Raw genomic sequence first — 12,655 nt, 5'->3', positions numbered from 1 at the left:
CCTCCACGGGCTCATGAATAGCGGAAAGGCCCGGAGGAGACTCCGGGCCTTTCTTATTGGGCGGTGATGCGGGGCCCGCTGAGCGAAACACCCGATCTCGGTTCCCGCCCCCGGCGTCGTCTGTTGCGTCACGCCGCGACCGGGTGCGAAAGCTTGGCCGCTATCCGAGGGGCGCGGGCAGCGAGGAGAAACGATCGTGCCGGGCTGGTCGAAATGGGTCGATGAAGGCGTCACCACGGTCACGGCGCGCAGCCTGCCGACGCTGGGCCTGCGCTTGGCCATCGGGGCGCTTAGCGCGACGTGCTACGCCCTGTTCGTCGATCCGCTTGCAGGCCTGCTTTGGGGCCTGGCCTTCGCCAGCGCCGAGGCCGCGGTCTGGGTCGCCAGCAAGCCCCAGCGCGCCGACCAGGCGACCACCGCCCGACAGCGCCAGGCCTATGTCGCGGCCGTCGTCTGGATGAACCTGGTCTGGTGGGCGCTGGTCGTTCTGCTGTGGACCCTGGACCAGGAGGTCATGCGCCTGGCGGCCGTGTGCCTGCTGTCGGCCCTGCTGGTCCACGCCCAGGCGTTCACGGCGCGATCCAAGCTCCTGCTGCTGATCGTCGGCGGCGGCGCGGCCCTGCTGCTGCTGGCCCTGACCGCGGTCTTCAACCCGTTCCCGCCGGGCCAGCGGCTGGTGCTGTTCCTCGCCGCGCTGATGCTGACCGCCTACACCGCCCAGGCCTCCCTGACCAGCATGCGCAACGGTCGCGCTCTTGAGGAGGCCAAGGCCCGGGCAGAGATCGCCAGCCAGGCCAAGTCCGAGTTCCTGGCCCTGATGAGCCACGAGTTGCGCACCCCGCTGAACGGCATGCTGGGCCTCTCCCAGGCCCTGAAGCTGGAGCCTCTGGAGCCCGGCGAGCGCGAGCAGGTCGAACTGCTGGAAGAGTCCGGCCGCACCCTGCTGGCCCTTCTCAACGACGTGCTGGACTTCGCCAAGATCGAGGCCGGCAAGCTGGAGATCGCTCCGATCGTCGGCGACCTGGCCCAGTTGGCCGACCGCGTGGTGCGACTGAACCAGTCGCAGGCCCGCGAGAAGGGTTCGACCATCACCCTGCGGGTCGACGACGCCGTGCCCGCGGCCCTGACTTTCGACCCGCTGCGGGTGCGCCAGTGCCTGACCAACCTGATCTCCAACGCCGTGAAGTTCACCCCCTTCGGACAGATCCTGGTGCGGGTCGGCTGCGCGCCCGCGCCCGAGGTGGGTCGCCTACGGGTGAAGATCACCGTCTCCGACACGGGCGTCGGCATCCGCCCCGAGGTGCTGGAGCGGTTGTTCATGCCCTTTGTCCAGGCCGATCCGACCACGGCGCGACGCACGGGCGGCACGGGCCTGGGCCTGAACATAACGCGCCGCCTGGCGCAGATGATGGGCGGCGCGGTCACGGCCCGAAGCGAAGTCGGCAAGGGCTCGACTTTCGTCCTGACCTTCCTCTGCGACCCGCCCGCCGCCGTGGTCGCGCCCAGCGGGACGCCGGCGGGACCGCCGCTGAGGCTGCTGGTCGTCGACGACTATCCGGTCAATCGCAAGGTCATCGGCATGATGCTGGCTCCTCTGGGCTGCGAGATCGTCGAGGCCGGCGACGGTCAGGCCGCGATCGACGCCTTGGGCAAGGCCGACTTCGACATCGTGCTGATCGACTTCAACATGCCCAGGATGGGCGGGCTGGAAGCCACCCGCCGCATCCGCGCCGAGCCCCGCTGGGAGCGACTGCCGATCATCTGCCTGACAGCCGGCGTCATGGACGACGAGCGCTCCGAAGCCCTCTCGGCCGGCATGAACGCCTTCATCGAGAAGCCGATCGAGATGGCGACCCTGGTCTCGACCATCGGACAGTTCGACCGGCGGCTCGCGCGGGCTTAGGCGGCCCGCGCCAACCGCGACGGCGCGCCCTGCTCCACCACCGGCACGTCCAGGCCGCGCATGGTCGCCGCCACGGCCACGTCCAGCGGGGTGCGCGGCTCCTGGCCGAGGAAGGCGACGAGGTGGCGGTTGTCGAGGCGGACAGGTTCTCGCCAGAACGGCCTCATCTCGAGGAGTTCGCGCAGGGTTTCGTTGAACGGCGCGGCCAACGGCAGCAGCCCCCAGGGCAGGCGGCGGACGTTCGGGCGTTCGTCGCCGGCGGCGCGGGCGATGGCGCGGACCATGGCGGTCCCGTCGGCGTCCCAGACCCCGCCGAAGTGGAAGCGGGCGAAGGCCGGCAGCTCGGCCTCGCGATCGGCCAGCCGCGCGAAGGTCTCGCCGACGTCGGGCAGATAGGCCCAGGCGTGACCGACACCCTTGTCACCGGGATAGAGGATAGTCTTCACCGGCTTGCCGGGCGAGACCAGGCCCGAGGCGAACCAGCTGTTCGTCGTCGAACGCGGCCCGAAATAGTCGCCAGCCCGCAGGGTCAGCGACCGCACGCCGCCATTTTCGCTCCCTGGGGCGGCGGCCGCTTCCAGGCGCGCCTCCATCTGGACGCGGATCTTGCCCTTGCGGGTGAAGGCGCGCTGCGGCGTGGTCTCGTCGATCAGCGCGTGGGCGGCGGGATCGTAGTTGTAGATCGTGCCCGGCAGCAGGATCCGCGCGCCGCTGGCGCGGGCGGCGGCGATGCTGTTGTCGATCATCGGCAGGACGAGCTTCTTCCAGCCGCGATAGCCGGGCGGATTGACGGCGTGGACGATGATCGACGCGCCTTTCGCGGCGGAGACCACGACGTCGCGGTCGAGGGCGTCGCCCTGGATGTAGTCGAAGCCCGGACGGGCGGTCTTGGCCAGGTCGCGGACCAGGGCGCGGATGGTCCAGCCGTGGCGGACAAGGGCGGCGGCGGTCTCTCCGCCCACGCCGCCATTGGCACCGAGGACGAGAGCGATGCGGTTGGAGGGGGTCATCGGGGGTCTCCGTGAAAGTCGATGACCGGAAGATGCGCCGCGCATACCTCGATAGAAATTGCTAAGAATGATTGATTGGCTTATCAAAAATGAATGAGCCTCGAGCCGCCCATCGCCGTAGACTGGGAGCGCCAGCGCGCCTTCCTGGCCGTGATCGACACCGGCAGCCTGTCGGCCGCCGCCCGCCAGCTGGGCGCGGCGCAGCCCACGGTGCGGCGACGGATCGAGGACCTGGAGGCCCAGCTGGGCGTGGCCCTCTTCACCCGCTCGCCCTCGGGCCTGACGCCGACGGCGCTGGGCAAGGACCTGGCGCAGCACGCCCGGGCCATGGCGCTGGCCGCCGCCTCCCTGGCCCGCGCCGCCTCGGCCGAGGCGGGCGCCGCCTCGGGCGTGGTGCGGATCACCGCCAGCGAGGTAGTCGGCATGGAGGTGCTGCCGGCGATGCTGGCGGAGCTGCGCGAGACCCATCCGGGCCTGGTCTTCGAGCTGGCCCTGACCAACCGTAGCGAGGACCTGCTGCGCCGCGAGGCCGACATCGCCGTGCGGATGGTGCGGCCGACTCAAGAGGCCCTGGTCGCCAAGCGGATAGGCAATATCAGCCTCGGCATGTTCGCCCACAAGCGCGTGCTGGACGCCTGGGGCCGGCCGACGACGATGGAAGACGCTCGCCGAATGCCGCTGATCGGCTATGAGAGCGAGACGATCGGCGTGCGGGCGGTCAAGGCCATGGGCCTGGGTCTCGACCTGCGGGTCGAGGACTTTTCCTTCCGCACCGACAACGACGTGGCCCAGCTGGCGGCGATCCGCGCCGGCCTGGGGCTGGGCATCTGCCAGGTCGGCCTGGCCGCGCGCGATCCGATGCTGGAGCGTGTAATGGCCGATCTGTTCGCCATCGACCTGGAGACCTTCGTGGTCACCCACGAGGACCTGAAGGACGTTCGCCGGGTCCGCCTGGTCTTCGACGCCCTGGTCGAAGGCTTGACCCGCTACGCGCGAATTGGAAATATAGTTTAAACTGTACGAATTTCCACTTAAAGTGGATTTGCGATTCGTGCGATCGTGCTAGCGGCGCCTCTGGCGCGCGGAGTGGGTGGAGTAGAGATGGTCGCCGGCGTTTCCGATACCTCGGCCCTGTCCAGCCTGCCCGCCGCCCGCATCGCCACGCTGAGCGCCGCGGCGCTGGCCGAGGCGCCGCCGTCCGAATTCGCCAAGCTGACCAAGGCTCAGGTCGCGGCGATCTCGGCCACGGCGATCAGCGGCCTGACCGCCGAGCAGTTCGCCAGGTTCAACAAGACCCAGCTGTCGGCCCTGACCACCGCCCAGCTGCCGCGCCTGTCGTCGGCCGTCGCCTTCAGCGCCGATCAGCTGAAGCTGCTGAACGCCGTCCAGGTGCAGGCCCTGTCGGGCACGACGATCGCGCAGCTCAGCACCACCACCCTGGATAGCCTGGCCCTGACCCAGATCGTCGCCCTGTCGTCGTCGGCGGTCTCGGCCCTGTCGCGCGACCAGGTCCAGAGCCTGTCCCTGGCCCAGGTGCGGTCCCTGACCCCGACCCAGCTGCGACAGCTGCCCGCATCCGACATCCGCGAGTTCAGCAACCAGCAGCTGTCGGCCCTCACCGCCGCCCAGATCGGCGGCCTGACCCAGACCCAGTTCACCGGCCTGTCCGCCGATCAGGTCGGCGCGCTGAGCCCAACCCAGTTCGCGGGCCTGTCGGTGCAGACCCTTAGAGGCCTGGGCGCCGACGCCATCGCTCTGACGACCCCCGAACAGTGGGCCGGCGCCAGCGCCCTACAGATGTCGGCCCTCGCCGCCACCCAGCTGGCCGCCCTTGGTCCCGAGCGGATCGCCGCGCTGAAGCCGACCCAGATCCGCAGCCTGCCCGCCGTAGAGATCGGCCGCGCCGGCGCCGATTTCCTCAACCAGCTGACGCCGACCCAGATCGCCGGGCTGTCCGGCAACCACACGGGCGGCCTGTCGGTGACGGCGGTCCACGCCCTCAAGCCCGAACTGCTGGCCGCCATGGACCCGGTGGCGGTCGGCGGGCTGTCGGTCACCGCCTTTTCCAGCCTCGACGCCACCCACGTGGCCGCGCTCAGCGCCAGCCAGATCGCCCGCCTGCGGCCCGATCAGCTGAAGGGCTTGAACGGCGCCGACTTCAACGAGTTCACCCGCGCCCAGCTGAAGGCCTTCACCGCCGCCCAGATCCGCGAGCTTCCGCCAGAGCGGCTGGCGACCCTGTCGGACGAGGACTTCGCCGCGTTCACCCCGACCCAGATCAAGGCCCTGCTGCCGCTGCAGGTGAAAGCTCTGTCGACCAGCGACCTGGCCGCCATGACGGCCGAGCAGGTCGGGGCCCTGACCTTCGACCAGATCGGCGCGCTGTCGGGGACCCAGTTCGCGACGCTGCGCGGCGTCGCCTCGCTCAGCAGCCTGCAGCTGAAGGGGGTCACCGCCACGCAGATGAAGGTGCTGACGCCCACCGACATCGGCCGGCTGACCGCCACCGAGGTCGCCGCGTTGAGCGCCACGCAGATCGGCGGCCTGACGCCCGAGTCGCTGTCGGCCCTGGACGCGACCCAGACGGCCCGGCTCAACGTCGTGCAGATGCGCGGCCTGACGACAACCCAGCTGAAGGGCCTGACCGACGGCGATGTCGACGAGTTGAACAGCGCCCAGATCGGCGCCCTGACCGGGACCCAGGTGGGCGTCCTGGTTCCGCACCTGTCGACCACGGCCGTGAGCCTGCTGGGCAGCACCCAGATCAGCAAGATGTCGACCGCGGCGCTGGACAGCCTCAGCGCCGCCCAGATCGCGGCCCTGGGCGCCGGCCAGCTTCGCGGCCTCACCACCGAACAGATGGCCGGCCTGCCGTCCGACATCGCCACGAACCTGAGCGCCACCCAGCTGGGCAGCCTCAACGCCAGTCAGCTCGGCGCGCTGTCGGTGACCAATCTGGGCCGCCTGAACCCCGAAAGCCTGCGGCAGCTGACCGCCTCTCAGTTGCGCGGCCTGACATCGACGCAGCTGAAAGGCTTCGCCACGACGATGTTCGGCGTTCTGGCCCCCACCCAGATCGCGGCCCTGACCGGCATGCAGCTGGGCGCCCTGTCGCCGGAGACGATCGGCAATCTCAACGCCACCCAGTGGGCGGGGCTGGCGGTCACCCAGGTGCAGGGTCTCACCGCCACCCAGCTGAGCGGCCTGGACGCCACCGATCTCACCTATCTCAACACCACCCAGTGGACCGGCCTGCGCGCCAGCCAGCTGGCCGGCCTGACCAGTACGGCGGTGGCGGCGATCGAGACCGCGCGCCTCACCGCGCTGAGCCCCGCCCAGATCGGCGGCCTGTCGGCGACCGCCTTCTCGGCGCTGGACGCCGCCCGGGTCGCGGCCCTGACGACCACCCAGATCGGCGGCCTGAACGCCACCCAGCTGCGCGGCCTAACGCCCGAGGACATGGGCGAACTGAGCACGACCCAGGTGGGCGCGATCGCCGCGTCGCAGTTGGGCGGCCTCTCGGCCACCGACGTGGCGGCCCTCAAGCCGGACCAGCTGGCCGCCCTGAGCACCGCCCAGGTCCGCGCGCTCGTTCCGTCGCAGATCTCGGCCCTGCAATCGACCCAGGTTGGCGGGCTGTCGGCGACCCAGCTGGCGGCGCTCAGCTCGATCCAGGTCGGGGCCCTGGCCAGCGAAGCCCTGCCGGCGTTGAGCGCCACCCAGGTGGCGGGGTTCACCTCCGCCCAGTTGGCCGGCCTGTCGACCACCCAGGCCGGATCCATGACCGGCGACCAGCTGTCCGCCCTGGCCGTCACCCAGGTCGGCAGCCTCTCGAGCGCGTTCCTGTCGGCCCTGACGCCGACGGCCTTCTCCGCCCTGACCGCCACCCAGGTCGCCCGCCTGTCGGCGGCGCAGGTGCAGAGCCTGAGCACCACCCAGATCGCCAGCCTGTCGACCACCGACTTCGCCGAGCTGTCCGCGACCCAGGTCGACGGCCTGACCCCCTCGCAACTGGGCGCGCTGTCGACGACCAATATCGGCGGCCTGTCGACCACCGCCATCGCGGACCTCACGGCCGCCCAGTTCGCCGGCCTGTCGCCCACCCAGCTGGCGGTGCTGCCCGACAGCGTCTTCAAGGGCCGGCTGCCCACGCTCAGCGCCACCCAGATGGCGGGCCTGTCCGGCACGTTCATCGCCAACCTCACCTCGACCGAGGTGGCCAACCTGAATCCGACCCAGCTGGGCGCCCTGTCGCCCACGGCCTTCGCGGCCCTCGGGACCTCGCGCCTGACCAGCCTGACCACCAGCCAGATCACGGGCCTGTCGACGACCCAGGTGGCCAGCCTCGACGCCACCGCCTTCGGGGCGCTGACCACCACCCAGGTGGCCGTGCTGTCCGGGACTCAGATCGGCGCGGTTAGCGGCGACATTCTCTCGGCCCTGGACGCCACCCAGTTCGCCCGCCTGACCACCGCCCAGGTGCGCGGCCTGACGACCAGCCAGATCGAGCGGTTCAGCAGCGCCGACATAGGCGAGTTCACCGCCAGCCAGATCGGCGCCCTGGGCGCCGGCCAGCTGGAAGGCTTCTCGGCCGCCGACATCTCGGCCCTGAACGTCACCCAGGTGGCGGCGCTCTCGGCCGGCCAGATCTCGGCGCTGACACCCGTGCAGGTGCGCGGCCTCACGCCCGCCGACATCGGCGAGCTCAACCGCACCCAGGTCGCGGCCCTCACCAACAGCCAGATCAGCGCGCTGTCGCTGGCGGCGGTGAACGGCATGAGCAACGAACAGTTCGGCAGCCTGTCGGCGACCCAGGTGCGCGGCTTCTCGGGAGAGCAGCTGACGGCGTTCGGGGCCGAGGGCCTGGCGCGGCTGTCCGGGGCCCAGCTGGGGGCCCTGACCACCACCCAGGTCGGCCAGCTGCCCGCCGTGGCCATTCGCAGCCTCACCGGCGAGCAGATCGGCCAGATCATGCCCAGCCAGATCTCGGGCTTCACCGGCGAGCAGATCGCCGCCTTCAGTCCCAACCAGCTGAGCGGCCTGTCGCGCGCCCAGGTCAACAAGCTGACCGCGGCCCAGCTGGACGCCATGAGCGTCGCGCAGCTGGAGGCCATCGGCCTCTAGCTTGAGCGACCGCGGCGCTGAGAGCGAGGATGCGCAAATAAAAAGGCCCGGCGGTTTCCCGTCGGGCCTTTCGTCGTTCCGGAAGCTCCGAAGGACTTAGTCCTTGGCGCGCTCCTGATACGAATTGTCTTCCGTCAGGATCACGACGCGGGTGCCGACCGTGATGTACGGCGGGACGGTCGTCTTGACACCGTTGCTCAGCAGGGCCGGCTTGTAGGACGACGAAGCGGTCTGCCCCTTCACCGACGGTTCGGTGTCGACGATCTCGAGGATCATGGTGCGCGGCAGTTCGATGGCGATCGGCACGTCGTTGTGGGTCGACAGCTGGACCGTCATGTTCTCCTGCAGGTAGGGCGCGGCGTCGCCGATCACGTCCTCGGTGGCCACGACCTGGTCGAAGGTTTCCGGGTTCATGAAGTGATAGCCGTCGCCATCCTGATACAGGAAGGTGTGGTCACGCTGGTCGACGAAGGCGCGCTCGACCTGCTCGGTCGTGCGGTAGCGTTCCGAAACCTTCACGCCGTCCGAGATGCGGCGCATGTTCAGCTGGGTCACCGGGGTGCCCTTGCCGGGGTGGATGTTGTCGACCGTCAGGACGACGTAGAGCTTGCCGTCCATGTCGACGACGGCGCCTTTGCGGAGCGAGCTGGCTGCGACCTTCACTTAAATTTCGTCCTCGGTGGAAAGCGCGCGCGAGGCCGCGGGCGCGATCGTGCTATTGATCCGTGCCCGCCCTCCTATAGCGAACGGGGCGAAATCTCCAGCTTCTTCGGTTTCTGTCCTTGTCCCAGAGCTCTTCCCCCCCAGGCGCCACCTGGTGGCGCAGCGGCGTCCACGCCGACCGCCGTCCGTTCCTGCTGGCCCGCAACCGGATCACCAAGGCGTTCCGCGCCTGGTTCGAGACCGAAGGGTTCGAGGAGGTGGAGGCCGCCGCCCTGCAGGTGTCCCCTGGCAACGAGGCGCATCTGCACGCCTTCGCCACGCAAGCCCTGACGATCTCGGGCGAGGCCAGCCCGCTCTACCTGCACACCTCGCCGGAATTCGCCTGCAAGAAGCTGCTGGCGGCGGGCGAGGAGAAGATCTTCAGCCTGGGCAAGGTGTGGCGCAACCGCGAGCGCGGGCCGCTGCATCATCCGGAATTCACCATGCTGGAGTGGTATCGGGCCGGCGCGCCCTACCAGACCCTGATGGACGATTGCGCGACCTTGCTGGCCCTGGCGGCCGAGACGGCGGGCGCGACGCGCTTCGACTTCCGGGGCATGGCCTGCGATCCCTTCGCCGAGCCCGAGCGGCTGTCGGTGGCCGAGGCGTTCCAGCGCCACGCCGGCGTCGACCTGCTGGCCAGCGTGGCCGCCGACGGCTCGACCGACCGTGACGCCCTGGCCGCCGCCGCCCGCGCCGCCGGGATCCGGGTGGCCGATGACGACGGCTGGGCTGACGTCTTTAGCCGCGTCATCGTCGAGAAGGTCGAGCCCCGCCTGGGCGAAGGCCGCGCCACGGTGCTGTGCGAATATCCGATCTCGGAAGCGGCCCTGGCCCGCCCGAAGGACGCCGACCCGCGGGTGGCCGAGCGGTTCGAGCTCTATGCCTGCGGGGTCGAGCTGGCCAACGCGTTCGGGGAGCTCACCGACCCGGCCGAGCAGCGCCGCCGGTTCATGATCGAGATGGACGAGAAGGCCCGCATCTACGGCGAGCGCTATCCGCTCGACGAGGACTTCCTGGCCGCCCTGGAGCACATGCCCGAAGCGTCGGGGTCAGCGCTCGGCTTCGACCGCCTGGTCCTCCTGGCCACGGGCGCCCGGCGGATCGAGGACGTGATCTGGACGCCGGTGGCGGAGGGCTAATCCGGCCTCCATTGAACGCCACCCTTTCTTGTCATCCCGGCCGCAGCGAAGCGGAGAGCCGGGACCCAGGGGCAACCGCAGCGTATTGGCCCCTGGGTCCCGGACAGCCTCTGCGAGGCTTCCGGGATGACAAGAGTTTGTAGCTTCGATGCCCCGTAGCTCTAGTTCACCCGCCGGTGGACCACGCCGTACGGGTCCGCATGGATCCGACGCCAGGCCGGATCCTTGTCCAGCAGCGCCACCACCGGATCGTCCGGCGTGAAGATCGTCCAGGCCACGCGGTAGTCGGCCAGCAGCTTGCGCAGGGCGACAGAGTCGGGCTCGACAGCCTGGAAGTAGCGCGCGCTGAACGCGTCGCCGTACATGTCGGCGCGGCCGTCGATGAAGGGCTTCACGCCCTTGTAGATCAGGTAGCCGCCCAGGCCGTAGCCGTTGAGCACCGGTTGGCTCCGGAGCTCGGCGGGCACGCTGTCGAGCGCCGTAACCGGGCTGTTGAGGCCGTCGATCCGTTGCAGCGGCCAGGCCAGGCGCACGCCCAGCAGCAGGACACAGGCCACGCCGAAGCCGGCCAGCAAAGTCCGTGAGGGCTTGGGCTTGGCCGGCTCATGGCCCAGCGCTTCGGCCAACGGCCCGGCCAGCAGCAGCGGCGCGACGGCGGCCAGGACCAGTTGATGGCGGATGTGCTGCAAGCTCATCAACAGCAGAGACAGCAACAGCAGAAGCCGGAAGGTGGGGACCTTCACGCCACGGCCCAGGCAGACGAACAGGGTCGCCAGCAGCGCCATCGCGAAGGGCGAGAGGTGCGAGAAGTCCTCGGCCCGCCACTCGGTGATGTGCGGCAGCACCGCCATGCTGGTCACCTGGAACGGGAACAGCAACGCCGCCGGCCCATGGGGGGTGATCGCGGCGCAGACCAGACCGAGCAGGCCGAACAGGCCCCAGCCGCGCAGCACCTTCAGCTTGTCGGCGTTCGGCTCGGCCAGCGCCTCCAGCCCGAAGGCGCCGGCGACCACCAGGCCAAACACCCAGCTGCCGTGCAGATTGGCCCACAGGATCATCAGCAGGGCGAACCAAAGGCGCGGCGCCCGATGTTCGTCGCGGGCCGTCAGCATCTCGATCGTCCAGGCCACCAGCAGAGGCAGCATGAACAGGTGCGGCCGCGCCAGCAGGCTGCCGCTCATGCAGGCCAGGGCCAGCACCGTCGTCGTGATCAGGGTCAGGCCGCCCAGTTGCAAGGACAGCCGGCGGACCAACATCCAGGTCGCCCCGCCGACGGCGATGGCGAACAGCGCCGTCACCCCGGCCCAGCCGGCCAGCCGCGCGGCCAGGGCCATCAGCGTCTCGGACAGCCACTCGTGCGCGACCCACGGCCGGCCGGCCTGGGTGTAGGAGAAGACGTCCTGGTCGGGGACGCGGCCGTGAGCCAGGATCCATTCGCCCGTGGCCATGTGCCAGTAGGTGTCGCCGTCGTTCAGCACCTGGGGCAGGAACAGGAAGACCATCGCCATGGCCAGGGCCGCCGCGAGCGGGACGATGTTGCGTTCCTGGGTCACGATGGTCCTCTCCCTCGCGGCTACGGTTAAGGGCCAGAGTTGAACAGACCCGTAATTTGCCTCCGGCCCGGAAATCCCGCATATCCCCGCGCCTCATGCCGCCCCCCCTTCCGCCCCTGGGGAAAACCCTCCGCGACGTCCGGTCCCTGACCGAGGCCGGACTGGTCCAGCCCGAGCGCCTGCCGGCGCTGGAGGCCGTGGCGGCGCGCTACGCCGTGGCGATCACCCCGGCCATGGCCGAGCTGATCGATCCCGCCGACGCCGACGACCCGATCGCCCGCCAGTTCATCCCCTCGCCCGAGGAACTGGTCGCCAGCCCCGGCGAGGACGGCGACCCGATCGGTGATGCCGTCCACAGCCCCGTCGAGGGGATCGTCCACCGCTATCGCGACCGGGTGCTGCTGAAGCCGACCCACACCTGCGCGGTCTATTGCCGGTTCTGCTTCCGCCGCGAGATGGTCGGCCCCGAGGGCCTGGCGAACCTGACCCCGGCCCAGCTGGACGCCGCCTTCGCCTATATCGCCGGCCGGCCGGAGATCTGGGAGGTCATCGTCACGGGCGGCGACCCGTTCGTGCTGTCGCCCCGCCGCCTGGCCGATCTGATGGACCGGCTGGAGGCGATCCCCCACGTCAGGATCGTCCGTTTCCACACGCGTGCGCCCGCCGTCGATCCGGACGCGGTGACCGACGACCTCGTCGCGGTCCTCAAGCGCACCACCAAGACCGTCTATGTCGCCCTGCACGCCAACCACGTCCGCGAGCTGACCCCGGCCGCCCGCGCCGCCTGCGCCCGGATCGTCGACGCCGGGATCCCGATGCTGAGCCAGACGGTGCTGTTGCGGGGCGTCAACGACGACGCCGAGGTGCTGGCCGCGCTGATGCGGGCCTTTGTCGAGATGCGGATCCGCCCCTACTACCTGCACCATGGCGACCACGCCCCCGGCACCGCCCACCTGCGCACGACGCTGGCCGAGGGTCAGGCGATCATGAAAGCCCTGCGCGGAACGGTCTCGGGCCTGGCCCAGCCGACCTATGTCCTCGACATCCCCGGCGGCCACGGCAAGGTCCCGGTCGGACCGAACTATGTCACGCATGGACCCGGAGGGGACGCGGTCGAGGACCCGAACGGCGCGGTCCGCGCCTATCCGCCCACGGCGTGATCTCCGCCTGACAACCAAGCTCACGTTGCATCGCAGCAAAGCCTTGGCGGCGCCACGGTTT

At 70.0% G+C, this 12,655-nt stretch carries 8 protein-coding genes; 5 read left to right on the top strand and 3 right to left on the bottom strand.

What is annotated here, in order from left to right:
* The first annotated feature begins 196 nt into the window (after positions 1-196).
* Positions 197-1,903, top strand: a complete 1,707-nt coding sequence (locus AC07R7_RS06855; RefSeq protein ID WP_494634620.1) for an ATP-binding protein — start codon at positions 197-199, stop codon at positions 1,901-1,903.
* Here the strand turns inward: AC07R7_RS06855 and AC07R7_RS06850 are convergent.
* Positions 1,900-2,913 (bottom strand): NAD(P)H-binding protein, encoded by a 1,014-nt coding sequence (locus AC07R7_RS06850; protein ID WP_494634619.1) that lies wholly within the window; start codon positions 2,911-2,913, stop codon positions 1,900-1,902. The two genes, AC07R7_RS06855 and AC07R7_RS06850, sit on opposite strands and share 4 nt — an antisense overlap.
* A gap of 93 nt (positions 2,914-3,006) precedes the next feature.
* Here AC07R7_RS06850 and AC07R7_RS06845 point away from each other — a divergent pair, with 93 nt between their 5' ends.
* Together AC07R7_RS06845 and AC07R7_RS06840 are read left to right on the top strand one after the other, a co-directional pair.
* Positions 3,007-3,927 carry a LysR family transcriptional regulator gene (locus tag AC07R7_RS06845; protein WP_492886367.1) on the top strand — a complete coding sequence of 307 codons (921 nt, stop codon included), beginning with the start codon at positions 3,007-3,009 and terminating at the stop codon, positions 3,925-3,927.
* An 87-nt stretch (positions 3,928-4,014) separates the two neighbouring features.
* Positions 4,015-8,037, top strand: coding sequence for an ice nucleation protein (locus AC07R7_RS06840; protein ID WP_494634618.1), 4,023 nt, complete (start codon positions 4,015-4,017; stop codon positions 8,035-8,037).
* A gap of 96 nt (positions 8,038-8,133) precedes the next feature.
* Here AC07R7_RS06840 and efp read toward each other — a convergent pair whose 3' ends face one another.
* Positions 8,134-8,700 (bottom strand): elongation factor P, encoded by a 567-nt coding sequence (gene efp, locus AC07R7_RS06835; RefSeq protein WP_492886371.1) that lies wholly within the window; start codon positions 8,698-8,700, stop codon positions 8,134-8,136.
* 119 nt (positions 8,701-8,819) lie between these two features.
* Here efp and epmA point away from each other — a divergent pair, with 119 nt between their 5' ends.
* The gene (epmA, locus tag AC07R7_RS06830; RefSeq protein WP_494634617.1) at positions 8,820-9,881 is read left to right on the top strand and encodes an EF-P lysine aminoacylase EpmA; all 1,062 of its coding nucleotides are present in this window, start codon (positions 8,820-8,822) and stop codon (positions 9,879-9,881) included.
* Between the two features lie 161 nt (positions 9,882-10,042).
* Here the strand turns inward: epmA and AC07R7_RS06825 are convergent, their stop codons facing one another.
* On the bottom strand, positions 10,043-11,434 hold the full coding sequence (locus AC07R7_RS06825) for a hypothetical protein (protein WP_494634616.1): 1,392 nt from the start codon (positions 11,432-11,434) through the stop codon (positions 10,043-10,045).
* Positions 11,435-11,529: 95 nt separating this feature from the next.
* Between AC07R7_RS06825 and AC07R7_RS06820 the strand changes: the two genes are divergently transcribed.
* Positions 11,530-12,594: a lysine-2,3-aminomutase-like protein gene (locus AC07R7_RS06820; RefSeq protein WP_494634615.1), complete on the top strand. Its 1,065-nt coding sequence runs from the start codon at positions 11,530-11,532 to the stop codon at positions 12,592-12,594.
* The last annotated feature ends 61 nt before the right edge of the window (positions 12,595-12,655 follow it).

The organism is Caulobacter sp. GW821-FHT05F04, assembly GCF_059419665.1.
Note: the sequence above shows the minus strand (reverse complement) of the source record. Positions and strands in the feature narration are given on the sequence as shown.

Bases quoted from the DNA above. Each gene is read 5' to 3' on its own strand.
- AC07R7_RS06840 (WP_494634618.1), top strand. From the start codon at position 4,015: ATGGTCGCCGGCGTTTCCGATACCTCGGCCCTGTCCAGCCTGCCCGCC.
- AC07R7_RS06845 (WP_492886367.1), top strand. From the start codon at position 3,007: ATGAGCCTCGAGCCGCCCATCGCCGTAGACTGGGAGCGCCAGCGCGCC.
- AC07R7_RS06850 (WP_494634619.1), bottom strand. From the start codon at position 2,913: ATGACCCCCTCCAACCGCATCGCTCTCGTCCTCGGTGCCAATGGCGGC.
- AC07R7_RS06820 (WP_494634615.1), top strand. From the start codon at position 11,530: ATGCCGCCCCCCCTTCCGCCCCTGGGGAAAACCCTCCGCGACGTCCGG.